This is a genomic window from Haloarcula sp. H-hyl6, assembly GCF_056934455.1.
In genome coordinates this window covers 1,197,925-1,219,451 of record NZ_JBRIIK010000001.1, presented here as the reverse complement: position 1 = coordinate 1,219,451, position 21,527 = coordinate 1,197,925, and the positions used below count along the sequence as shown (strand labels likewise).

The window sequence follows — 21,527 nt, the reverse complement described above, 5'->3', positions numbered from 1 at the left end:
TCATTCCGACGACACCGGCTCGAACCTGTGCCGGACGACCTCGCTGTCGTCGTCCCACTCGAACTCGTCATGGACGCGGTCCAGTCGCTCGCGGTACGCGTCTAAGTCTTCCGACCCCTCGCGCCGGGCGTCCTCGTCGGTCAGGTCGCCCAGCGTCCGGTGGGTCACGTCCGTCACCTCGAAGCGCTGGCCGTCTATCTCGAAGGTGTCGCCCTCCTCGGCGTACTGGTGGCCGCGGTGCATCTGTGTCACGCGGCCCGCGGCGGCCATCTGCTGGACGTGCTCGTTGGGCAGCACTTCGCCGGCGTCGATGTGTGCCATACCGGCGTTCGGGACGCCACGGAGAAAAACGTGTGCCGCCCGCCGCTCGGTCCGGCGTCGCGGCGGGGTACGACGGCGTCAGGTGTCGTCACCGAACTCGCCGCGAGACGTGAGCGCGCTGTCGAGTTGCGAACTGAACGGGAAGCTCTCGGCGGTGCGACGGGCCACGATAGCGAGTCGGACGACGTAGGAACTCAAGACGAGAAACGGCGCGAACCCGGCACTCAGGACGGCCGGCACGAGCAGTTCGAGGGTCCCGCTCGACACCGACGGCGGCGTCCCGGGGGTCGTGTAGAGCAGCGTCACCAGCACCGCCGCTATCTGGGCCGGCAACCCGACGTAGAGGAGGTACCGCGATAGCTCGGCCACCTCCGCCTCGATGAACGTCGTCTTGAACATCCGGGTGGCGACGACCATGTGTTCCAGGGTCTCCGTCAACCGAGTGAGCGGTTCGTTGACCTCGTCCGTGTACTCGTCGTCGTACTCCGTCTGGAGGTACCACGTGCGGTGGACGTAGTTCTCGTAGTCCGTCGCCAGCGTGACGAACAGCGCGTGTTTCAGCCCGCTCGACGGCAGTCTCAGGAGGTTGATGACGTAGTCGATGTGTGTCTCCAGTCCCGCCACGAGGTCTTCGAGTTCCTCGCGGGTCCGCTTCGTCCGCGTCTCGTCGGTCACGGCGGTGAGCGATTCGAGGTCGTCCCGGGCGTTCCGGTAGAGTTGCAACAGGAACGCGTCGGGTTTCACCGGCATGAGACGCTGGCCACTCGTCTCGCCGACGTCCCGGCGATAGGCGATGGTCTCCTCTATCTCCGCCCGAATCTCGCCCGGGGACTCGAGGCGTCGACCGAGGACGAACTGGCTGAGCGACGTGACGATGGCGATGAGCGTGAAGTTGCCGGCGATGAGCGCGAACAGGAGGAACAGGACCGGCGTGTCCGACTGCAGTGGCACGAGGCTGGAGTTTACGACCGTCGTGACCGTGGTCACCAACACACCGAGTTGGAGGGTGCTGACGAGACGCCGGTCGCCGGTCAACAGGAACCACTCGAGGGCGTCGTCCCTGAACAACCGTGCCTCGAACCGGAGCCACGACGTGCGGTCTGTCATACGGGCGGCCGCGCCCCCTCGCCGACGCGTGTCCATCCGAACGCGAGCATGCGCTCCAACCTCTCGGCCTCGGGGGTAATATGCCATGGGGTGACGCTGCGTGGCGAGTGGACGCGTTTTTACGCGCCGGCCGTCTACAGCGCCGTAATGAGCCATCCGTTCGAAAATCTGCCGACTACGCCGACCGCCGAGGAGGTCATCGACAAGGCCTTCTCGCGGGCGACGCGGGCCGGCGGCGCCAAAGACGGCGTCGAGGCCCAGCAGTCCATGCTGATGACGGCCTCGAACATCGTCTCCGACAACCTCCAGAACGTCGCGCAGTCGTGGCCGACCATCGACGACTTGGACCCCTTCTACGTCGAACTCGCCGACGCCATCGTCGGCGACGCCTACCCCGCCGAGGACGACCCGGGCGTCGACGCCCTGAAACAGCACCTCTCGGAGGTGTCGTGGGCCGGCCGGAAGGCCAAGGAGATTCGACAGGAGTACGAGGGCCGCCTCGTCCGCGGCGACAAGGACACCGCCCGCAAACTCCGCAAGCAGGCGTTCGCCCGCATGGCCGACGTGGTCGAGGAGGTCGAAGACGACCTCGCGGCCGTCTCGACCGCTCGGGACGCGCTGAAGGGCATCCCGGACATCCGCCCGGACGAACCCACCGTCGTCGTCGCCGGCTACCCCAACGTCGGGAAGTCCTCGTTCGTCAACCGGGTGACGCGGGCCGACAACGAGATAGCCTCCTACCCGTTCACGACGACCCAGATTCGGGTCGGTCACGTCGAGGACCAGCGCATCCGCTACCAACTCGTCGACACGCCCGGACTACTCGACCGACCGCCGGAGGAGCGCAACGAAATCGAGTCACAGGCCGTGAGCGCGCTGGAACACGTCGCCGACGCCGTCCTCGTCCTCGTCGACCCGAGCGAGGAGTGTGGCTACCCGCTCGACCAGCAACTCGACCTCCGGAACGACATCGAGTCACGATTCGGTGCTCCGGTGCTGACCATCGCCAACAAGAGCGACCGCTCGACGGACGTCGAGGCCGACCACTACATGAGCGTCACCGAGGACGACAACGTCGACGCGGTGTTGCAGGCGGCCATCGACGCCGTCGGATACGAGATAGAGTTGCCGTTCGACGAGGAGTGACCGTCCCACCGCGGGGTGCAGTCGGTAGCGAGTCACGTTGGTCGGTGGTCGTCTCGGACCTTCTCCTCGAACACCGTTAATCGGACATTTTACCACGTTATTTACACAGTAAGTATGATTGGTCGGTTTGTTGACTCTCTCAGCCCCAACGGCCCTTCGCAGTTTCGTGACGCACCTGCCGTTGCCGGCTATCAACGAGACAGTTCAATGAACCCACGAACGAAACGAACATCGGTCCTTATCGTAGTCGTATCGGCACTCCTCCTCGGCAGTACCGTCGCTCTCGTCGGTGGTGCGCTCGGCGCCTCAGGTTCGCAGGCCGCTGCGATGGCGTCCCAAGACACTAACGCCTGTGACGGGAGCGAGAACGCGTCGCTGCCCGGAAACTGTGACGTCAGCCTGACCGTCGTCCCCTACGGCATCGACTCGGACGACGGCCTCGCGGGCTACGTCGTTCGGAACGACGGGAGCGGCGAGAGCACCGACAACTTGGAGAACGTCACTTACGAGACGAGTCTGAACGAGTCCGGCACCGTCGAGGAGACGTTCCTCCTCGTCGACGTCACCGAGAACGAATCGGTGAACCTCCGGGTCTACTACGAGGGCGACCTCGCAGTCGAGACTGACGAGGTGCCGTCGACCGAGATGGACTTCGACCCGGCCGACGACAGGTACACCGCTAACGAGACGGACGAGAGCGATGACGATTCGACAGAGGACGACGGGAACCCCGACTGCCCGCCCGCTTCCTGATTCGGTACGGCTCGTCGAATAATCCGAAAAAGCCGTTTTTCCGCTCAGTTCAACTCGTAGGTCACCTGCACCGTCGCGTCGACGGTGACGGGGCCGGGCGAGATGGTCGTGCTGCCGCCGGCGTCGGCGGCGAACGCGGCCTCCGTCCGGACGACGTACCGGCCGCTGTCGCTCGTCTGGATGCTGGCGACGCCGTCGAGGGTCCGGCCTTCGGCGGCGGCGACCGTCTCGGCGTCGGCGCGGGCCCGTTCCATCGCCGTGGTGAGGGCCTCCTCGCGGGCGGCCTGTCGGGTGTCCTCGCTCAGTTCGTAGCGGATGCCTTCCACCCGGTCGGCCCCGGCGTCGACGGCGGTGTCGATGAGAGACCCGACCGCATCGACGTCGTTCGTCTCGGCTTCGACGGTGTGGACCGCGACGTAGCCGACCTGTTCGCGGCCCCGTTCGGTGCGCTCGTACTCGGGGTAGATGCTGAACCGCGAGGAGGTGACGTTCGCGCCCGCGTCTTCGAGGGCCTGCTGGACGGCGTCGGCGTCGCCCGTGAGGTTGTCCCGCGCGGCCGCCGCCGTCTCGCCGCGGCCGACGGCGGCCACGGTGACCGTCGCTCGGTCGGGTGCGCGTTCGACCGTCGCGTCCGCGCTGACGCTCACGGTGGCGTTCTCCGCCGTCGGCGCGCCGCCGCTATCCGCGAGTGCGAACCCGGCACCGCCGGCCAACAGGAGGGCCAATACGCCTGCAACTGCGAGTGGTCTGGAGACCATACGAGACTCAACGCAACACTCCGTATTTACCTCGTCGGACGTTCAAACGCCGGTTTGAGCGTCACGACGCCGTCTCGACGACGACGTAGTGGACCGACGTTTCGACGTCCCGGCCGGCGGCCGCGTCGGCCACCTCGTCCAGTTTCGCGGCCAATCCGGGAGGGTCGGTGCCCGGTGGGATGCCGACCGTGACGACGACCCGCCGCGGTCGCTGGAAGATGACGGTGTTGGTCTGTTCGACGTCGACGTCGAGGACCTGAAACGGTTCGTCGACGGCCCCTTCGACCCGGTCCTGTACCGACGCCTCGGTGGTCGCCCGCTGGAAGGTGTCGAGCGTGACCCCGCCGAGGAACGCCGAGAGGACGAGGATGGCGGCCACGAGGACGCCGATTCGCTTGACCGTCGCCGCGCGGGCGTTCCCCTCGCGGAACCAGTGTTCCGGACGATACCCCTGATACCAGAGGCCGACGAGGACGGCGAGGTTGATCGAGAGGACGTTCACGAGAAGCAGGACGCTGGACCCGATGCTGACCAGCGGCTCGCCCCACGCGATACCGATGCCCACGGTCGCCGCCGGCGGAATGAGCGCGACGGCTATCATCACTCCCACGAGCGCCGTCGAGACGCCGGACGTGAGGCTGATGACGCCGGCCGCGCCCGCGCCGAGGGCCACGACCAGCGAGAGGAAGTCCGGCGCGACTCGCTCGCGTATCTGGTCGACGGACGTGACTTCGGCGAGCGGCGGGACGACGTTCGCCGTCCGCACGAACAGGGCGAAGGCGGTGGCGCTGGCGATTGCCAACAGCAGGCCGAACGCCTGCAACTTCACGCCGCGGACGAACAGTTCGTGGTCGTCGACGACGGTGCCGACGTTGGCGGTCATCGCCGGGCCGATGAGCGGCGCGATGACCATCGACCCGACGACGACGGCCGGCGAGTCCAACAGGAGACCGGCGGTGGCGATGACCGCGCTGATGACGGTCATGATGGCGTACGTCGGCAGGGAGGGGGCGAGTTCGTTGGCCTTCGCGGTCAGTTCCTCGCGGGCGATGCGGTCCTCGTCTTCCTCCTCGGCGTAGCGGTCCTCGAGGTCGTCGAAACGGCGCGAGATGACGGTGTTGGCCTCGACGACGACGGTGTAGGCGTCGTCGTCGATACCCACCGCACGCAGGGCTTCGAGGACGGGTTCCAGCGCGTTCGTCGGGAGCGGGAAGGAGACGACGGCGGCGATTTCCCGACTGCTCGTCTCGTCGCTCACGACGTAGTCGATGCCCTCGTCGTCGAGGACGCCGAGCGCCGCCTCGCGCTTGCCCGTCGGGACCGAGAGATGTACCAACCGCACGGCTATCCGTGCGACGCCGCCGGACAAAAACCCGGGTGGTGAGCGTCGCCGCGGTCCGGACCAAACTGACGCGCTTTTCCCCGTCGGCGCTGTACGGGGGATATGTTCGAGTCACGCCCGGACCGCGACGCCGAAGTGGTGCTCGTCGGCCGGTCGAACGTCGGCAAGTCGACGCTGATGCGGGAGGTGACCGGCCACACCTTCGACACCGGCCAGCGACCCGGCGTCACCCGCAAACCCAACCACTACGACTGGGCCGGCCCGGACTTCGTCATCACCGACCTCCCCGGGTTCGGGTTCATGAAGGGCGTCCCCGAGGACGTCCGCGAGCAGATAAAGACCGACGTGGTCCGATACGTCGAGGCCAACGCGGAGAAGATTCTGGTCGGCATCCTCGTCGTCGACGGGAAGTCGGTCATCGACATCATCGACCGCCACTCCGGCCCCGACGAGATACCCCACGACGTCGAGATGTTCCACTTCCTCCGGGAGGTGGGCGTCGAACCCGTCGTCGCCGTCAACAAGATGGACAAGGTGGACGACGAGGACGAGCGTCTGAACGACCTGTGTGACCGTCTGGGGCTCTACCCGCCGTGGAAGCAGTGGCAGGAGACCATCGCCCCCATCTCAGCCAAACGGGGCAACGTCTCGGCGCTGAACGAGGCGGTTCGACACCACCTCCACGAGGCTCAGCGCGACGACCTGTTCCAGTTCTTCTGAACGGCCGTTTTGGTGACTCCTCCCCGGTCCCGGTGCTGAATGGTCTTCAGCGCCGCTGTCGACCCTACTCTTGCAGGACGACGTTCCCGATTTCGAACCGGACCGACCCGTCGGTGACGTTCGCGAGCGAGAGCGACCAGTCCTGGTCTTCGGCGACCGACTTCGCGATGTAGAGGCCGAACCCGGTGTTCCCCTCGACCGTCGTGTAACCGGCGTCGAACACGCGCTCTGGCGGCGTGACCGCGACTCCCGGGCCGTCGTTCTCGACGAAGAAGCCGTCGGGCGTCCTGCCGACCGTCACCGTGACGGCGGGTCCGCCGTGTTCCAGCGCGTTCTGGAACAGGAACTGCAGGAGGAGACTCGCGGACTCCTGGTCGGTGACGACGCGGGCGTCGCCGTCGACGTCGAGGGTCGCGTGCTCGTCGGCCACCGTCTCCCACACCTCCCGGCTGAGCCGTGAGAGCCACACCGGCTTCTGTTCCTGTCGCTCGTGCTCGCTCGCCGAGAGTTGTACCACCGTGTCCACCAGCGAGGAGATGCGCGACAGCGACTCCTCGATGGGGGCAATCTGCGCGTCGTCGTCCAGCAGTTCGAGGCGTCCGTGTACGATTTGCAGTTCGTTCCGGAACTCGTGGGCCGCGACGAGCGCGATTTTCACCATCCGTTCGTGCTGTCGCCGCAACTCGTGTTCGCGGGCCTTCCGCGCGGTGATGTCCTGCGTGAGGCCGACGAGTCCCTGCACGTCGCCGTCGGCGTCGTACCACGGGACTTTGCGGGTCCGAACGTACGACGCCTCGAGGTCCAGAAACTCCTCGACGTCGATGCGCTCGGTCTCGTTCTCGAGGAGGTCCATCTCGTCGCGGTAGGCCGCCTCGGCGTGTTCGTCGGCCAGTTCCGACACTTCCCGGTCGGTGAGGCCGAGTCGGTCGGTCGGTTCGTTGAACCCACGCCCCATCAGCACGTGTCTCGCCCGGTCGTCTTTCGCGTACAGGTGGTCCGGCATCTCGGCGAACAGCGAGACTAACAGCGTCTCCATCGGGGAGGGTGGTCGCCCCGCCACCGACGGGGCGTCGCCGTCAAGTCCCTGTCGAACCGCGTCGGCCGCGGGCCGCGAACCGAGCGACGATTCGACGGCGACCACGCACAGGTCCGCCGGGACCGCCACCGGGTCGACGCCAGCGACGACCACGGGGAGGTCGGGGAACAGCGCGGTGATTCCGTAGGCGATTCGGGTCCCGGACTGGTCACCGACCGTCGCCGGGAGGGCGAGACACCCGTAGACGGAGTTGGTCAGTTCGTCGAACACCGCCGTCAGGTCCGTCAGGACGGTGACCGACTCCACGCTCCCGTCCACCCTCGCTTCGAGTTCGGCCGCCTCCGTCCCACCGTCGGAGACGACCAGGACCGCCGACGTATCTCCACCCGCCATCTATGGGCGCTATCACCGTCCGTTCGAACGTCATTGTTTCGGCCGACACCACTCCCGACAGCAGTAGCTCACGACTTCGCTACCGCAGAACCGTCGGGGAAGGAGTTAGGCGACGTTGAAGCCTTTGTCGCGGAGGAAGTCCTCGACGCGACCGGTGTGGTTGCCTTGGAGCTCTATTTGCCCGTCTTCGACAGTCCCGCCGCAGGCGAACTTGGACTTCAAGTCCGAGGACAGCGAGTCCATGTCGACGTCTTTCGGGTCGAACCCCTCGATTATCGTTACCTCCTTACCGTAGCGGCGCTCGTCGATGCGGATGTTAATCTCCTGGGACTCTTTGGCGACGTCCTCGCAGACGCAGAGCTCCTCAGGCAGCCCGCACGTCGAGCAGACTTCCGACATTACATCGGCCCGTACGAAACCTTCGTATTAAACACTGTCGGGGGAAAGCGGGGCTTACCGGTTCGAGACGACGCTGTCGGCGATTTCGACGGCCTCGTCGGCCGCTTCTTGCGAGACTGTCCCGCCGTATCGGAGTCGCTCCCGCAGGGTGGCGAGGCGACGGACGTCCTCGTCGGCGTCGATAGCGTCGAGGTACGTCCGGACCGTCTCGCCGTCCTCGCGCGGCCGGTAGTCCTCCGCCAGTACGTACTGGACGCGCTGGAACGCTCGCTCGACGTCCGTCTCGGGGTCTTCGCGCCGCTGGTAGCGGAGCCAGACGGCCCGAGAGAGACGGCCAGCGACGCCCGACCGCCGGATGCCGGCCGCCGTCCCGAGAAGAGCGACCAGCCCGAGCGCCGTCTCCTCCCGCGACGGGAGGTCCGGGAGCGTCGGCCCGGTGTCGCCGGGTTCGGTGCCGGTGTCGCCGCCTGGTCGGAGCGGCGTCGCCGTCTCGGCGGTGGTGTTCGACGGCGTTGGTGTCTCCGTCTCGTTGGTCTCGGTGGTCTCGGTCAGCGGCGGCGGGGTGGGCGTCTCAGTCTGGGTGTACTCCGAGTTGTTGCCCGTCTCACCCGTGTCGACGTCGTCCTCGCCCTCGGCCCGGGCCTCCTCGATGCGGGCCTGTTCGGCGGCCGCCCGCGGTTCGCTGGGCGTCGGGTCGAACTGAATCCAGCCGTGGCCGGGGAAGTACGCCTCGACCCACGCGTGGGAGTCGAGTCCCCGGACCACCCAGCGGTTCTCCCCGACCCGTTCGCCGGGCGTGTAGCCGACGGTCATGCGGGCGGGAATCCCCTGTGTGCGCAACATCACGACCATCGTCGTCGCGAAGTAGACGCAGTAGCCGCGGTTCATGGCGTGGAGGAACCGGTCGGCGACGTTGCGGTCCGGTCGCTCGACGTCCAGCGAGTACTCGCGGTTGTTCTGAAGCCACTGTTCGACGACCAGCGCCGTCTCGTAGGGGTTCTCTGCGTTGGCCGTCAGCGTCGCCGTCGTCTCCGCGACCCGGTCCGGCGTGCTGTCGGGCAGTTGCAGGTAGCGCCGGGAGACCTGGTCTGGGTAGTCCTCGCCGGCATCGCGCAACTGCCGCGGCGTCGCGACGACGGCCTCGCTGACGACCCGATAGCTGTCGCCGGCGACGAGGCCGTCGACCGGTTGGAGGCCGCCGTGACTCGTCAACTCGACGTCGGGGTCGCCGTTGTACCGGACCGGTTTCCAGACGGCGGGCACCGTGGCGATGTCCGACTCGGCCTCGAAGGACTGCCGGAGCGTCCGACTGTCGCCGGGCGGCCCATCGAGTCGGTTCCCGTCGTACGGGTTGCTGTTGCCGGTCCGGACCCACCCGTCACCGGTGTAGCGGTCGTAGGCCGCGACGCGCCAGTACCGGCTCTCGTCGCTCTCGACGGTGTACCGGACGGTCGGCGTCAGAGAGATGTCTCCCTGCACCGTCAGCGACTCGTCGGCGTTGACGAGGCTCCCCTCGACGGTCGGGCTCTCGGCGTCGGCGAAGGACAGCGACGTCCCGGTGACGGAGGGGAGGCGCGAGAGTATCGCCGGCAGGACGATTATCGCCGCCAGCAGTTCGAGGACGCCCCGACGCCCCGAGTCGACGCCGTCCTCGTCTCTGTCGTCGGCGTCGACGCCGGTCCGCTCTTCGGCGGTTGTGATGGGTTCGTCGCCGGGCGGAGAGAGCGTATCGAGGGTGCCGAAGCCGACGGCGGCGAACCCGCCGACGACGCCGAGCAAGGTGGTGACCACGCCGGCGTCAGTCGTGAGGACGAAGAAGCCGAGCGTCGTCCCCGCCGCGAGTACCGCCGTGACGTACCAGCGCCGGAGCGCGAAGTACGTCGTGAGGAACACCGGTGCGGGGGCGAAGGAGATGACCCACAGGCGCACGTTGGCTATCTGGAGCAGTCGCCGGCCGCTCAACAGCGCCGCGGTGTCGCGCAGGAGCGCGGTCAGCGCGGGGTCCGTCGAGAGGTTCGTGACGTACCACACCAGTCCCGCGCCGAACAGGACCGTCCCGACGGCGATAGCCAACACCGGGCGCAGGACACGGGCCAACAGCGCCGCGGCCGCGAGCGAGACGCCGCTCACGGCGAGGAACACCGTGGGCGAACCGACCACGTCGATGAGATGGTACATCGTCCGGAGGGGTGCCCCGAGGGCCAGCGCCACCGACAGGAGCGCCAGCAGTCGCGTCTCGTCCCACGGGAGTCGCCCCCCGAGGCGAGCGGGTACGCCGCTCACGCGCCGACCTCCCCCGCGAGCGGGTTGTCACGGCCCGTCGTCACGTCGTCGAATGCCTGCCGGCGGCCCTCGACGGTGACGGTGACGCCGCCGTCGTCTGCGGTTATCAGCACGTCCGCGTCGTCGGCCCGTCCCGTCTCGCCGGCGGTCGTCCGTGCAAGCGTCTCCAGCAGACGGGTCCGGTGCGTGTCGCCGTACCCGGCGGGGACGGTGGCGTCGGGCGCGACCAGTTCCACGGTCAACCCGCTCTCGAGGGCACCCATCGCCACCGTCGCGGCGGCGGCGGCCATCTCGTCCGCGTGACCCTCCGCGGACTCGGCCACGACGAGGAGGCCGCGGTCGCTGTTCCGGTCGGCGAACTCCTTGACCAACAGGTCGTCGCGCTTGGCGCTTGACTTCCAGTGGACGTCCCGCAGCGAGTCGCCCGGGACGTACTCCCGGAGGCGGTCGAACGCCTGTCGGTCCTCGGCGTCGGGGACGAGGGTCCGCACGAACGCGTCCGGCCCGCCCAGTCGGTACACCTCCGGGTACACCAGCAGGTCGTCCGTGACCTCGACGGTGGTCGTCGAGACGACCAGCCCCAGCGAGTCCGTCAGTCGCACGTCGACCGGGCCGATGCGGTGGTCGCCGCGGCGCTCGTAGGTCACGTCGTAGGTGACGGTGGTGGGGAGCGACCGCGTGGCGGTGGCCGTCCCGCTGATGCCGTCGGACAGTCGGTCGGTGACGCGGGCGACCCCGTTCCCCTCGACGTCGAGTTCGACGGTCCGACGCTCACCGGGGAACCCCCGACGTGGCGGGGTCCGGTCGACGGTCGGCGTGCCGGCCCAGTACACCTGTCCGGCGGCCGCGACGACGGCGACCAGCAGGGGGCCGGCGACGGCACCGAGCGCCTGTTGACCGAACTGGGACCCGACGGCGACGGCGGCACCGGCGACCAACAGGACGCCGACGCCGCGACGTGTGGGACGCATCTTACTCGACGTCGACCGTGTTCAGCGCCGCGGTGACGAGGTCCGCGGCCGTCTGCTCGGTGCTATCGGTCCGGATTCGGTGGGGGAGCACTACGGGCGCTTCCTGCTGGACGTCGTCGGGGACGACGTAGTCGCGGTTGTCAAGCACCGCCCGGGCCTGCGCGGCCCGCAACAGCGAGATGCTCCCGCGAGGGCTGACGCCCAACTGGGCGTTCTCCCGGGTGTAGCGGGCGAGTCGCGTCGCGTAAGCCCGAATCGGCTCCTCGACGGTCACGTCGGCGACGGTGTCGCGGGCCGCCTGTAGGTCGTCGAGCGTCGCCACCGCCGACAGTTCCTCTATCGGGTGGTGGCCGACGACTTCGCCGAGCATCGCCGCCTCCTCGTCAGCCTCGGGGTAGCCCAGATGGAGCTTCGTCATGAACCGGTCGAGTTCGGCCATCGGGAGGTCGTAGGCCTTGTTCTGCTCGACGGTGTTCTGCGTGGCGATGACGGTGAACGGTTGGGGGACGGCGTGGGTCGTCCCGTCGACGGACACCTGCCCCTCCTCCATCGCCTCCAGCAGTGCGGACTGGGTCTTCGGCGGGGCGCGGTTTATCTCGTCGCCCAGCACGACGTTGCCGAAGATGGGGCCGCGCCTGAACTCGAACTCCTGTGTCTTCTGGTTGTAGACGTTGACGCCGGTGACGTCCGTCGGCAGGAGGTCCGGGGTGAACTGGACGCGCTTGAACTCCCCGTCGAAGGAGGCGGCGACAGAGCGGGCGAGCATCGTCTTACCGACGCCCGGGACGTCCTCCAACAGGACGTGGCCACGGCCCAGCATGGCCGTGACGATGTGCTCTATCTCCTCGTGGTGACCGACGATGACCTCCTCTACGTTCTCGATAACCTGTGTCGCGACGCGGGTCGCGTCACGGAGCGCACTGTCCGACTGTCGGCCGCGTGTAGTGTCCGTGTCTGTCATGGGTGGAGGTTCCGCACGACGGCTCCTCGCTCGGGGCGGATGGCTCGACTTGCCCCGACGACGAGTAAGTGTTTTCTGCCCGCGCTCGCCGCCGTCGTGCGAAGTTCCAGTTGAGCGACGTTGGTGGCGAGAACACGTAACTCTGCTGGATGCGCACTTTTGACACGCGGCCGCGCTACGCCCGGTCCCACGCCTTGCAGTCCGGGCAGACGAGAGCGCCGTCCTGTTGCCAGCGGCACTCGACGACCTCGCCACACGCCGCACACGGTGCGCCCTCGGGGGTCCACGCGTAGGTGGTCGTCGCCGGGTCCGGGGGCGCTCCGTCGCCCGTCGACTCCGGGGCCTGCTCGTCGGCGTCGGTCTGGTCGGCCTCGGAGGAACTATCCTCCGCCGCCTCCGACGGCGTCTGCTCCGCTCCGCCCTCCTCGTCGCTCTCGCCGCCAAGGAACCGGTCGAGCGAGGCGTCTTCTCCCATGCTTCCCCCTGTGGCCGGGAGCGCCAAATAGCTGTGTGGCTCGGTCGCCGCGAACGGAAACGCAAAGTGGGGCGACCGCTAACCGGCGCGTATGCAAGGGCTACTCACACAGCTTATCCAGAGTATCGTCGAGATGCCGGCCCGGTTCGCAGACGTCGCGCTCTCGGACCCACTGTCAGCGCTCCTCATGCTCTTCGGGGTGCTGTTCGTCGGCGGCGCTTCCGCCGTCTTCGGCTACCTCTCGCTGGGCGCGTTCTTCTCGCTGTTCATGCGCCCGGGGAGCGGTGGTCGCTCACCGCCGCCCCGAGAAGCCCGATAGCCGCCTCGACGTCCGGGCCGAGCGGCGAGGCGAAGACGACGCTGTCGGCGTGTTCTCGCAGTTCTCGGGTCCGCTCGGCGACGTCCTCGGGCGTGCCGGCGATGCAGAACGCCTCTAGCATCGACTCCGTGACCAGCCCGAACGCCTCCTCGAACTCGCCGGCCGAGATGGCGTCGCCGACGTCGCTGGCCACCTCGCGGTCGATGCCGTGGCGGTCCAGCACCGGCGGCGGCGACCCGGCGGCGACGAACGCGACCGGTGGGCGGGCGGCCTCCCGGGCCGCGTCGGCGTCCTCGGCGACGGAGACGCTGGCGTAGGCCGCGAGGTCGAACTCGCTGTCGGCCACCCGGTCGTCGGCCATGTCTTCGACCTGTTCGCGGGCCCACGCGAGGTCCTTCGGGTGCGCGCCGTTGTACAGCGCCCCGTCGGCGTGTTTGGCGGCCATCCGCGTCATGTGCGGTCCCTGCGCGCCGACGTAGACCGGTATCTCGCCGACCTCGTAGTTCAGGCCCGCGTCGTCGGCCGTGAAGGTGCCGTCGTGGTCCACGCGTTCGCCGTCCCAGAGGCGCTGGGCCACCTTCATCGTCTCCAGCACGCGACGGAGCGCGTCGTCGTGGTCGAACCCGAGGTTGCGGATGGTGGACTTGTCGCCCGGCCCGACGCCGAAGACGGCCCGCCCGTCGCTCATCTCCGCGAGGGTCGCGGCCCGCGAGGCCAGCGTCACCGGGTGGGTCTCGTAGGGGTTGGCGATGCCGGGGCCGAGCAGAACCTCGTCGGTCCGACTGGCCATCCCGCCCAGCGCCATGAACTGGTCGCGGTTGTTGTAGTGGTGGCTGGCGAAGACGGCGTCGAAGCCCGCCTCTTCGGCCTGCACGGCGAAGTCGGATAGCTGTGCGACTGGGTGTTCCGGAGTGAGTTCAATCCCGTACATGAGACCATTCCCTGAGTGCCTGCCGGACGACGTCTTTCTCCGGCGAGCGGTAGAGGTCGTCGCTCCCGCCGTGGTCGCCGAACTCGAAGCCCCGAATCAGAGCGACCGGGGTGCCGCCGTCGCCCTCGCCGGTGACGAGGTTGCCCGCGGCGGCGAGTTCGTCGACGACGGCCTGCACGGTGACGCCGAGTTCGCGCCCGTCCCTGTCGTGTTCGCCGCGCCAGTCGCGGGCGGCGTGGATGCCGGCCCACCCCAGCGCGACGCCTCGCTGTCCGAGGCGGAACGGCCGGCCCGAGGTGTCCGTGACGACGACCGCGACGTCCGCACCGGTTCGCTCTCGGATGCCCGCCCGAATCCGTTCGGCGCAGTCCGTCGGGTCCTCGGGGAGCAAGAGCAGGTCGGCGTCGGGCACGTTCGAGCGGTCGATGCCCGCGTTGACCGTGATGTGGCCGAAGCGCGTCACCGCGAGGATGAACGGCGCGTCGACCAGAATCTCTTCGCTCTCCTCGATGACCGCTTGCGCGAACCGGGGGTCTTTCTCCTCGCCAGCGATGGCGGCGATGCGGTCGGCGATGTCCCGGGCACGCTCGCTCGCCTCGAAGTCGTCGAGGTCGGCCTGCCGGCCCGCCGCCTTCGAGACGATGGTGCTGGCCACGCAGAGCACGTCGCCGTCCTGCAGGTCCGCACACTCGGCGACGAGTTCGGCCACGTCGTCGCCGGGGCGCACCTCGGGCAGTCCCTCGACCGCGGAGACGTCCATACGTCTCCTGTGGGTTCCGCGGGAAAAAGGACGCCGTTAGTAGCAAGCGCGTCGGACGGTGGCAATCGCTGCCGGGAACCGAAACGACCGAGGGGTACGCGACTGTCGGTGGGGGCGTGACTGACGAACTCGCCACCGTCGCTCGGACCGCAGCGGAGGCCGCCGGAGGGTACCTCCGCGAGCGGTTTACCGACGGGACGACCGACGCAGACTACCTGACGACCGACGTGAAGGCGCACGCAGACCGCGAGGCCGAGCGGTTGGCCGTCGAGGCCGTCCGCGACAGGTTCCCCGACCACGGCATCACGGCCGAGGAGTCCGGCCACCACGAGGGGACCGGCGACTACCGCTGGCTGGTGGACGCGCTGGACGGGACGAACAACTTCGTCGCCGGCATCCCCACGTTCGGGGCCGCCGTGACCGTGGTCGATAGTGGCGACGACCCGGTCGCCGCGGCCGTCTCGGTGCCCGCGCTGGACGACGTCTACGTCGCTAGCCGCGGCGACGGCGTGCGATACAACGGCCGGCCGGTGACGGTGACCGACGGCGAGACGCCGCCGGTCGAGGCCAGCACCGTCGCGTTCGTCATCGGGTCCCCGGTGGTCTACGACGGACCCGGTCGAAAGAACGCCGACGAGATACGGTGGGAGCTCGGCCAGACCGCGAAGCGGTGCATCCAGACGTGGGCTCCCGTCGTCCACTGGGGCCTGCTCTCGCGGGGCGCGCTGGACGGCTACGTCTGTCTGCACCCCGACGAGCGCGAACAACTCGCCGGCGAACTGCTTGCCGCCGAGGCCGGGTGCGAGAGCCGCCGCGAGGGGCCGCTGTCGGCGTTCGCCCCCACGCAGGAGGCGGCCGACGCTCTGTTCGAAACGGCCGCTACCGTTCGTGAACCGCCACGCTGAGGTCGCCGTCGGCGACGGTGGCGCTCATCATCGTCGCCCGGTCGGCCGGCGACGCGCCGGTCGCGCTCCCGGGGTTCAACAGCCGAACGCCGCCGTGGGTGGTGTCCAGTACCTCGTGGGTGTGGCCCGCGACGCCGACGGCGTCCGGCCCCGCCTCTTCGCGGACGATACCCGCCACGCGGCCCTCGTAGCCCCGGTGTGAGCCGGTGCCGTGGGTGACGACGAAGGTGACGCCGCCGAGTTCGACCGTCGCCACGTCCGGTAAGCCGATTCTGGGGTCCATGTTCCCGCCGACGGCCGTGAGGCGTGCGGCCATCGCCCTGACGTTCGACAGCGTCCCCTCGCTGTCGAAGTCGCCCGCGTGGACGACGTGGTCGGCCGCCTCGATTCGCTCGCGGAACGCGTCGGGTATCGCGCTCGCTCGTGAGGGGATGTGCGTGTCGCTGATGAGTGCGACGTCCATAGAACCCGGTTCGGCGGCCCCGCCCAAAACGGTTGGCCGGCCGTCACTCGGCGGCTTCGGTCGCCGGGACGAGGCTCTCGAGTTCCGTCAACCGCTCGACGAGACGGTCGATGCCCTCGTTGATGTCGGCCACGCGATGTTCGATGTCGTCGGCAGGAATCGCGCCCTGCGGGGTCGGGTCGATTAGTTCGTCGTCCTCCAGCATCCGCAGCGAGTACCGTACCTTGTGTTCGGGGATGCCGGTCTCCTCCGACAGTCGGACGATGCCGATGGGTCCTTGCTCGATGACGACCTCCAGAATCGCGAGGTCCCGGCTCTCCTTTTCCACTTGATTGGCGAGTCGCTCCATGCCCATTGAGAATCGTACCGACGGTTATGGGTGACGATACATAAACGCACCAGTTGCGGGCGTGTCACTGCCCCTGTCGGTCTGTTCGGGTGGCACGTTCTTCCCGAGTTCGAGTAGCGCACCCTCCGGTCGCGCTCTCGCTACTCCTCTACGGGCGTCCGCCGCAACTCGTCCAGTTGGTCCCTGAGCTTCGACAGTTCCGTCTCCAGTTCCTCCCGACGATCGATGAGCGTGCTCAGTTCCTCCGTGTTGACCGAGTAGTCGTTCTCTAAGGCGACGTCGAGGCCGTCGGTGGTCGCCGCCGCGAGGTCCGTCGCCACCCGCAACACCTCGCTGGGGGTGCCTCGGGACTCGTACAACTGCTGGTCGCCCGAAAGGGGACTGTACGTAATCATCGGCGACTCGACGGCGTGGTGATACGTGACGGTGTAGCTGGTGTCGGTCACCGGGTTCAGGCGGTCCTCCGCTCGCTCCGTGCGCACGATGTTGAACGGTTCGGCCAGCGTCGGGTACGTCTCCGCGAGGTCGCGCAGGCGGTCGGCGGCAGTCACGTCAAGTTGGGCCTCCACGTCCCCGAAGAACTGCCGAGAGTTCGTGAGGCTGAAGGCGACGGTGTAGAACACCGCCTCGTCGCTGTCGGCGAGGTTCCGAAGGCGGTCACGGACCTCCTCGTGGCGCCCCTCGATGGTCAACTTCTCCAGTTCCTCGAGCAGCGCACGGACTCCCTCCTCGCGTTCGAGGAACGCCTCGACGATTGCGCCGGGCATCTCCTCGCCGTCCACGTCGTCCATGCCCCCTGTTGGAACGGCGCCACTAAACAGTCTGTCGACGCGGGACAAAGCCTATGCCCAACTGGCGTGTGGGTCCGTACGTCCGCCGACACGGCGGGCCTATGACAGGGAGAGGGGGCGATTGCCCCCTCACACGCCGTGCTTTCTCGACAGGCGTGTATGGTTATGTCGCCGCTAACGCCCCCTCGGGTCACACGAGCAACTAGTCGAGACGAGTTCGAGAGAAGAACGCCCGGAGCGGGATTTGAACCGGAGGAAGCCTCTCGCTGTTCGTCTTCCAGGGTTCAAATCCCTCTCGCCGTCTCAGCTGCTCACGATGGCGAACACACACGGTGCTCGCCGAAGTTGTTCGCAGTAGAAGACGCCCGGAGCGGGATTTGAACCCGCGTCACGACCGTGACAGGGTCGTATGATGGGCCACTACACCATCCGGGCACGCTGCCTTGCTGCACTTCATCGTATCCCGGTGGTAGTATTAAGACTTTCCAAAGGAAGGCGCCCTGTGATGAGTACCCGTGACGGGACCCAAACTTCTATATCCAGTCTGGCCGAACTGGCTGGTACGCGAGGTCGTCCCACGGTCGCCTGTGTGCGTGTGCTGTGGGGTCCAGTAGCCACTGCAGGCCAAGTTGGTAAGTGTTATATGCGTGCCGACAATACCGACCTGTAGTATCTCGTGACAGCCACCTTCTCCAGCAGCAGGCCCCACGCACGCACACACACATGGTAGATGTAAGTCAACACGACCTCGTCCCCGACCACAGCGTCGTCGACGAGGACGACCTAGAGGCAGTGCTCGACGAGTACGACATCAAGAAGACCGACCTCCCGAAGATAAAACGCGCCGACCCGGGACTCCCGGACGACGCGGAGGTCGGCGACGTCATCCGCATCGAACGCGACTCGCGAACGACCGATACGGCCGTCGTCTATCGACTGGTGGTGGAATAATGGACACACAGGACCGACGCGCGATTTCGCGCGAGTACTTCGCGAAGGAACGGCTCGCAGAACACCACTTCCGCTCGTTCAACGCGTTCCTCGACCGAGGGATGCAACAGGTGGTCGACGAGAAAGAGACCATCGAGACCGACATCGGTGACAAGGAAGGGCAGGAACCGGTGTGGGTCGAACTGGGCGACGTCCGCGTCGTCACCCCTCGGGTGCGGGAGGCCGACGGGAGCGAGGAACTGCTCTACCCGCAGGAGGCCCGTCTCCGCAACATCACCTACTCCGCGCCGGTGTTCATGGAGATGGCCATCGTCCGCGGCGGCGAGGAGGAACCGGAGGAAGTCGTCGACCGGACCGAGACCAAAATCGGGCGCATGCCCATCATGGTCGGGTCGAACAAGTGTAACATCGCCGGCTTCTCCGACGAGGAACTCATCGACATCGGCGAGGACCCGGCCGACCCCGGCGGCTACTTCTGTGTCAACGGCTCCGAGCGAGTCCTGATGACCAGCGAGGACCTCGCGCCGAACAAGATTCTCGCTGAGTACGACACGAAGTACGGCGACGAGGTGCAGGTCGCCAAGACGTTCTCCCAGCGCCGCGGCTACCGCGCGCTCGTCCTCTGTGAACGGACCCGCGACGGTCTTCTGGAGGTCTCTTTCCCGTCTGTCTCCGGCAGCATCGACTTCGTGACGCTCGTGCGCGCTCTGGGCCTCGAATCGGACGAGGAAATCGTCCACCGCGTCTCCGAGGACCCGGAAATCGTGAAGTTCATGCTCGAGAACTTGGAGGAGGCCGAGGTCCAGACGACCGAGGAAGCCATCGAGACGCTCGGGCAGCGCGTCGCCTCCGGACAGGGCAAGAACTACCAGCTCAAGCGGGCGAACTACGTCATCGACCGGTACCTCCTGCCACACCTCCACGAGGAGGGCGTCGACGAGGAGGAGGTCCGAATCAACAAGGCGTACTACCTCTGCCGGATGGCCGAGGCCTGCTTCGAACTCGCGCTCGACCGCCGCGAGTCCGACGACAAGGACCACTACGCCAACAAGCGGCTGAAGGTCAGCGGCGACCTGATGACCGACCTGTTCCGGACGGCGCTGAACAAGCTCGCCCGGGACGTGAAGTACCAGCTCGAACGCGCGAACATGCGGAACCGACAGCTCTCTGTCTCCACTGTCGTCCGCTCGGACGTGCTGACCGAACGGCTGGAACACCCCATCGCGACGGGGAACTGGGTCGGCGGCCGCTCCGGCGTCTCGCAACTGGTCGACCGCACCGACTTCATGGGGGTGCTCTCGCACCTCCGCCGTCTGCGCTCGCCGCTCTCGCGCTCGCAACCGCACTTCGAAGCGCGGGACCTGCACGCGACCCAGTGGGGTCGCATCTGTCCCTCCGAGACGCCGGAGGGACCGAACTGTGGGCTGGTGAAGAACTTCGCGCAGGCGATGGAGCTGTCACAGGACGTCGAGGACGCACAGGGTCTCAAACAGGAACTCGCGGACATGGGGGTTCAGGGCATCCCCGGTATCGAGTCTATCGAACAGCAGCCCGCGGACGACTAACATGAGTCAGGGACGAGAAGCCAAGGTATACGTCAACGGTAGCTTGGTCGGGACACATCCCGACCCCGAACAGCTCGCAGAACAGGTTCGACAGGCCCGACGCCGGGGGGACGTCTCCCAGATGGTGAACGTCTCGGTGAAAGACCGGACGGACGAGGTCATCATCAACGCCGACGCCGGCCGCGCCCGACGCCCCCTGCTGGTCGTCGAGGACGGCGAACCGCTGATGACCGACGAGGAGGTCGAGGCGGTCAAGAACGGCGAACTGGAGTTCGAGGAACTCGTCGAGCTCGGCGTCGTCGAGTTCATCGACGCCGAGGAGGAGGAGGACATCCTCGTCGGCGTCGACGAGAGCGAACTCACCGAGAACCACACCCACCTCGAAGTCGACCCGCAACTGATGTTCGGTATCGGTGCGGGGATGATTCCGTACCCCGAGCACAACGCCAGCCCGCGGATTACGATGGGGTCGGGGATGATCAAGCAGTCGCTCGGGCTCCCGAGCGCGAACTACCGCATCCGCCCGGACACCCGTCAGCACCTCCTGCACTACCCGCAGCTCTCGATGGTCAAGACCCAGACCACCGAGCAAATCGGCTACGACGACCGGCCGGCGGCCCAGAACTTCGTCGTCGCCGTCATGTCCTACGAGGGGTTCAACATCGAGGACGCGCTGGTCATGAACGGCGGGTCGGTCGACCGCGCGCTCGCCCGCTCGCACTTCTTCCGGACCTACGAGGGTGAGGAACGGCGCTACCCCGGCGGACAGGAGGACCGCTTCGAGATTCCCGACGACGAGGTCCGCGGCGCTCGCGGCGAGGAGGCGTACACGCACTTAGACGACGACGGCCTCGTCAACCCCGAGACGGACGTCGGCGAGAACGCCGTCCTCCTCGGGAAGACCAGCCCGCCCCGGTTCCTCGAAGAACCGGACGACATGGGCGGTCTCTCCCCGCAGAAGCGCCGGGAGACGAGCGTCACGATGCGCTCGGGCGAATCCGGCGTCGTCGACACCGTCACGCTCATGGAGGGCGAGGACGGGTCGAAGCTCTCGAAAGTCTCCGTGCGCGACGAGCGCATCCCGGAACTCGGCGACAAGTTCGCCAGCCGTCACGGGCAGAAAGGTGTCGTCGGCCACATCGCCCCGCAGGAGGACATGCCCTTCACCGAGGAGGGCGTCGTGCCGGACCTCATCATCAACCCGCACGCCCTCCCCTCGCGCATGACCGTCGGCCACATCCTCGAGATGATCGGCGGGAAGGTCGGCGCACTCGAAGGCCGACGCGTCGACGGCACTGCCTTCACCGGAGAGGACGAGGAGCGACTCCGCGGCTCGCTCGAAGAGCACGGCTTCGACTCCAGCGGGAAGGAGACGATGTACTCCGGCGTCACCGGCGAGAAGATTGAAGCCGACATCTTCGTCGGGGACATCTTCTACCAGAAGCTCTACCACATGGTCTCGAACAAGCTGCACGCCCGCTCGCGCGGGCCGGTGCAGGTGCTCACCCGCCAGCCCACGGAGGGGCGCGCCCGCGAGGGTGGCCTCCGCGTGGGTGAGATGGAACGGGACGTTCTCATCGGGCACGGCGCGGCGATGGCGCTCAAAGAGCGCCTCCTCGACGAGTCCGACCGCGAGTGGATAAACGTCTGTGGTCAGTGTGGTATGACCGCCGTCGAGAACGTCGAACAGCGTCGCATCTACTGCCCGAACTGCGAGGAGGAGACGGACATCCACGAGGTGGAGATGTCCTACGCGTTCAAGCTCCTCTTAGACGAGATGAAGGCGCTCGGCATCGCCCCGCGAATCGAACTGGAGGACGCAGTCTAG

23 protein-coding genes and 1 tRNA gene are annotated in these 21,527 nt (G+C 67.4%); 8 read left to right on the top strand and 16 right to left on the bottom strand.

The genetic code is table 11. The features are described 5' to 3' along the window. Together Hhyl6_RS06405 and Hhyl6_RS06400 are read right to left on the bottom strand one after the other, a co-directional pair. Entirely contained in the window at positions 1-321 is a 321-nt protein-coding gene (locus tag Hhyl6_RS06405; RefSeq protein ID WP_483738384.1) for an ASCH domain-containing protein, read from the bottom strand. 78 nt (positions 322-399) lie between these two features. Next, entirely contained in the window at positions 400-1,428 is a 1,029-nt protein-coding gene (locus Hhyl6_RS06400) for a DUF7972 family membrane protein (RefSeq protein WP_483738383.1), read from the bottom strand. Positions 1,429-1,575: 147 nt separating this feature from the next. On the opposite strand from Hhyl6_RS06400, the gene Hhyl6_RS06395 reads away from it, so the two are divergent. Together Hhyl6_RS06395 and Hhyl6_RS06390 are read left to right on the top strand one after the other, a co-directional pair. Beyond that, positions 1,576-2,574: an NOG1 family protein gene (locus Hhyl6_RS06395; RefSeq protein WP_483738382.1), complete on the top strand. Its 999-nt coding sequence runs from the start codon at positions 1,576-1,578 to the stop codon at positions 2,572-2,574. A gap of 327 nt (positions 2,575-2,901) precedes the next feature. Continuing rightward, complete coding sequence (locus Hhyl6_RS06390; RefSeq protein ID WP_483738381.1) at positions 2,902-3,327, top strand: hypothetical protein; 426 nt, start codon at positions 2,902-2,904, stop codon at positions 3,325-3,327. 44 nt (positions 3,328-3,371) lie between these two features. Here the strand turns inward: Hhyl6_RS06390 and Hhyl6_RS06385 are convergent, their stop codons facing one another. Further along, positions 3,372-4,085 carry an SIMPL domain-containing protein gene (locus Hhyl6_RS06385; RefSeq protein WP_483738380.1) on the bottom strand — a complete coding sequence of 238 codons (714 nt, stop codon included), beginning with the start codon at positions 4,083-4,085 and terminating at the stop codon, positions 3,372-3,374. Positions 4,086-4,146: 61 nt separating this feature from the next. Continuing rightward, positions 4,147-5,427 (bottom strand): TIGR00341 family protein, encoded by a 1,281-nt coding sequence (locus Hhyl6_RS06380; RefSeq protein ID WP_483738379.1) that lies wholly within the window; start codon positions 5,425-5,427, stop codon positions 4,147-4,149. 102 nt (positions 5,428-5,529) lie between these two features. Between Hhyl6_RS06380 and engB the strand changes: the two genes are divergently transcribed. Beyond that, complete coding sequence (gene engB, locus Hhyl6_RS06375; protein ID WP_483738378.1) at positions 5,530-6,147, top strand: GTP-binding protein EngB; 618 nt, start codon at positions 5,530-5,532, stop codon at positions 6,145-6,147. A 64-nt stretch (positions 6,148-6,211) separates the two neighbouring features. Here engB and Hhyl6_RS06370 read toward each other — a convergent pair whose 3' ends face one another. The 6 genes from Hhyl6_RS06370 to Hhyl6_RS06345 form a co-directional block, all read right to left on the bottom strand. Then, positions 6,212-7,576, bottom strand: coding sequence for a sensor histidine kinase (locus Hhyl6_RS06370; RefSeq protein WP_483738377.1), 1,365 nt, complete (start codon positions 7,574-7,576; stop codon positions 6,212-6,214). Between the two features lie 105 nt (positions 7,577-7,681). Beyond that, positions 7,682-7,975: a stress response translation initiation inhibitor YciH gene (gene yciH, locus Hhyl6_RS06365; protein WP_004516073.1), complete on the bottom strand. Its 294-nt coding sequence runs from the start codon at positions 7,973-7,975 to the stop codon at positions 7,682-7,684. A gap of 54 nt (positions 7,976-8,029) precedes the next feature. Next, positions 8,030-10,258, bottom strand: coding sequence for a transglutaminase TgpA family protein (locus Hhyl6_RS06360; protein ID WP_483738376.1), 2,229 nt, complete (start codon positions 10,256-10,258; stop codon positions 8,030-8,032). Then, positions 10,255-11,229, bottom strand: a complete 975-nt coding sequence (locus Hhyl6_RS06355; RefSeq protein WP_483738375.1) for a DUF58 domain-containing protein — start codon at positions 11,227-11,229, stop codon at positions 10,255-10,257. The genes Hhyl6_RS06360 and Hhyl6_RS06355 overlap by 4 nt, the downstream gene beginning before the upstream one ends. A 1-nt stretch (position 11,230) precedes the next feature. Continuing rightward, positions 11,231-12,190: an AAA family ATPase gene (locus Hhyl6_RS06350; RefSeq protein ID WP_483738374.1), complete on the bottom strand. Its 960-nt coding sequence runs from the start codon at positions 12,188-12,190 to the stop codon at positions 11,231-11,233. Between the two features lie 175 nt (positions 12,191-12,365). After that, positions 12,366-12,665 (bottom strand): DUF7573 domain-containing protein, encoded by a 300-nt coding sequence (locus Hhyl6_RS06345; protein ID WP_483738373.1) that lies wholly within the window; start codon positions 12,663-12,665, stop codon positions 12,366-12,368. 91 nt (positions 12,666-12,756) lie between these two features. Between Hhyl6_RS06345 and Hhyl6_RS06340 the strand changes: the two genes are divergently transcribed. Next, a complete protein-coding gene (locus Hhyl6_RS06340) occupies positions 12,757-12,984 on the top strand; it encodes a DUF8024 family protein (RefSeq protein WP_483738372.1) in 228 nt (75 codons plus the stop codon). Here the strand turns inward: Hhyl6_RS06340 and Hhyl6_RS06335 are convergent. Together Hhyl6_RS06335 and Hhyl6_RS06330 are read right to left on the bottom strand one after the other, a co-directional pair. Continuing rightward, entirely contained in the window at positions 12,932-13,915 is a 984-nt protein-coding gene (locus Hhyl6_RS06335; protein WP_483738371.1) for a 5,10-methylenetetrahydromethanopterin reductase, read from the bottom strand. The two genes, Hhyl6_RS06340 and Hhyl6_RS06335, sit on opposite strands and share 53 nt — an antisense overlap. Then, the gene (locus tag Hhyl6_RS06330) at positions 13,902-14,675 is read right to left on the bottom strand and encodes a coenzyme F420-0:L-glutamate ligase (protein WP_483738370.1); all 774 of its coding nucleotides are present in this window, start codon (positions 14,673-14,675) and stop codon (positions 13,902-13,904) included. Before Hhyl6_RS06330 ends, Hhyl6_RS06335 begins: the two co-directional genes overlap by 14 nt. A 116-nt stretch (positions 14,676-14,791) precedes the next feature. Between Hhyl6_RS06330 and Hhyl6_RS06325 the strand changes: the two genes are divergently transcribed. Next, positions 14,792-15,580, top strand: coding sequence for an inositol monophosphatase family protein (locus tag Hhyl6_RS06325; RefSeq protein ID WP_483738369.1), 789 nt, complete (start codon positions 14,792-14,794; stop codon positions 15,578-15,580). Here the strand turns inward: Hhyl6_RS06325 and Hhyl6_RS06320 are convergent. The 4 genes from Hhyl6_RS06320 to Hhyl6_RS06305 form a co-directional block, all read right to left on the bottom strand. Further along, positions 15,555-16,043 carry a metallophosphoesterase family protein gene (locus Hhyl6_RS06320; protein WP_483738368.1) on the bottom strand — a complete coding sequence of 163 codons (489 nt, stop codon included), beginning with the start codon at positions 16,041-16,043 and terminating at the stop codon, positions 15,555-15,557. The two genes, Hhyl6_RS06325 and Hhyl6_RS06320, sit on opposite strands and share 26 nt — an antisense overlap. Positions 16,044-16,086: 43 nt before the next feature. Continuing rightward, a complete protein-coding gene (locus Hhyl6_RS06315; RefSeq protein ID WP_483738367.1) occupies positions 16,087-16,392 on the bottom strand; it encodes a winged helix-turn-helix transcriptional regulator in 306 nt (101 codons plus the stop codon). Between the two features lie 140 nt (positions 16,393-16,532). After that, complete coding sequence (locus tag Hhyl6_RS06310) at positions 16,533-17,183, bottom strand: hypothetical protein (RefSeq protein WP_483738366.1); 651 nt, start codon at positions 17,181-17,183, stop codon at positions 16,533-16,535. Positions 17,184-17,545: 362 nt separating this feature from the next. Continuing rightward, a tRNA-Asp gene (locus tag Hhyl6_RS06305) sits at positions 17,546-17,618 on the bottom strand. A gap of 288 nt (positions 17,619-17,906) precedes the next feature. Between Hhyl6_RS06305 and Hhyl6_RS06300 the strand changes: the two genes are divergently transcribed. The 3 genes from Hhyl6_RS06300 to rpoB are packed head-to-tail and all read left to right on the top strand — an operon-like array spanning position 17,907 to position 21,527. Beyond that, positions 17,907-18,134, top strand: a complete 228-nt coding sequence (locus tag Hhyl6_RS06300; protein WP_166968171.1) for a DNA-directed RNA polymerase subunit H — start codon at positions 17,907-17,909, stop codon at positions 18,132-18,134. Further along, the gene (locus tag Hhyl6_RS06295) at positions 18,134-19,699 is read left to right on the top strand and encodes a DNA-directed RNA polymerase subunit B'' (protein WP_483738365.1); all 1,566 of its coding nucleotides are present in this window, start codon (positions 18,134-18,136) and stop codon (positions 19,697-19,699) included. Before Hhyl6_RS06300 ends, Hhyl6_RS06295 begins: the two co-directional genes overlap by 1 nt. A 1-nt stretch (position 19,700) precedes the next feature. Beyond that, on the top strand, positions 19,701-21,527 hold the full coding sequence (gene rpoB / locus Hhyl6_RS06290; RefSeq protein WP_483738364.1) for a DNA-directed RNA polymerase subunit B: 1,827 nt from the start codon (positions 19,701-19,703) through the stop codon (positions 21,525-21,527).

Coding starts and splice junctions, on each gene's coding strand:
- Hhyl6_RS06345 (WP_483738373.1), bottom strand. CDS start 12,665: ATGGGAGAAGACGCCTCGCTCGACCGGTTCCTTGGCGGCGAGAGCGAC.
- Hhyl6_RS06320 (WP_483738368.1), bottom strand. CDS start 16,043: ATGGACGTCGCACTCATCAGCGACACGCACATCCCCTCACGAGCGAGC.
- Hhyl6_RS06400 (WP_483738383.1), bottom strand. CDS start 1,428: ATGACAGACCGCACGTCGTGGCTCCGGTTCGAGGCACGGTTGTTCAGG.
- Hhyl6_RS06350 (WP_483738374.1), bottom strand. CDS start 12,190: ATGACAGACACGGACACTACACGCGGCCGACAGTCGGACAGTGCGCTC.
- Hhyl6_RS06355 (WP_483738375.1), bottom strand. CDS start 11,229: ATGCGTCCCACACGTCGCGGCGTCGGCGTCCTGTTGGTCGCCGGTGCC.
- Hhyl6_RS06385 (WP_483738380.1), bottom strand. CDS start 4,085: ATGGTCTCCAGACCACTCGCAGTTGCAGGCGTATTGGCCCTCCTGTTG.
- Hhyl6_RS06295 (WP_483738365.1), top strand. CDS start 18,134: ATGGACACACAGGACCGACGCGCGATTTCGCGCGAGTACTTCGCGAAG.
- Hhyl6_RS06315 (WP_483738367.1), bottom strand. CDS start 16,392: ATGGAGCGACTCGCCAATCAAGTGGAAAAGGAGAGCCGGGACCTCGCG.
- Hhyl6_RS06330 (WP_483738370.1), bottom strand. CDS start 14,675: ATGGACGTCTCCGCGGTCGAGGGACTGCCCGAGGTGCGCCCCGGCGAC.
- engB (WP_483738378.1), top strand. CDS start 5,530: ATGTTCGAGTCACGCCCGGACCGCGACGCCGAAGTGGTGCTCGTCGGC.
- Hhyl6_RS06405 (WP_483738384.1), bottom strand. CDS start 321: ATGGCACACATCGACGCCGGCGAAGTGCTGCCCAACGAGCACGTCCAG.
- Hhyl6_RS06310 (WP_483738366.1), bottom strand. CDS start 17,183: ATGGACGACGTGGACGGCGAGGAGATGCCCGGCGCAATCGTCGAGGCG.
- yciH (WP_004516073.1), bottom strand. CDS start 7,975: ATGTCGGAAGTCTGCTCGACGTGCGGGCTGCCTGAGGAGCTCTGCGTC.
- Hhyl6_RS06335 (WP_483738371.1), bottom strand. CDS start 13,915: ATGTACGGGATTGAACTCACTCCGGAACACCCAGTCGCACAGCTATCC.
- Hhyl6_RS06370 (WP_483738377.1), bottom strand. CDS start 7,576: ATGGCGGGTGGAGATACGTCGGCGGTCCTGGTCGTCTCCGACGGTGGG.
- Hhyl6_RS06395 (WP_483738382.1), top strand. CDS start 1,576: ATGAGCCATCCGTTCGAAAATCTGCCGACTACGCCGACCGCCGAGGAG.
- Hhyl6_RS06300 (WP_166968171.1), top strand. CDS start 17,907: ATGGTAGATGTAAGTCAACACGACCTCGTCCCCGACCACAGCGTCGTC.
- rpoB (WP_483738364.1), top strand. CDS start 19,701: ATGAGTCAGGGACGAGAAGCCAAGGTATACGTCAACGGTAGCTTGGTC.
- Hhyl6_RS06340 (WP_483738372.1), top strand. CDS start 12,757: ATGCAAGGGCTACTCACACAGCTTATCCAGAGTATCGTCGAGATGCCG.
- Hhyl6_RS06390 (WP_483738381.1), top strand. CDS start 2,902: ATGGCGTCCCAAGACACTAACGCCTGTGACGGGAGCGAGAACGCGTCG.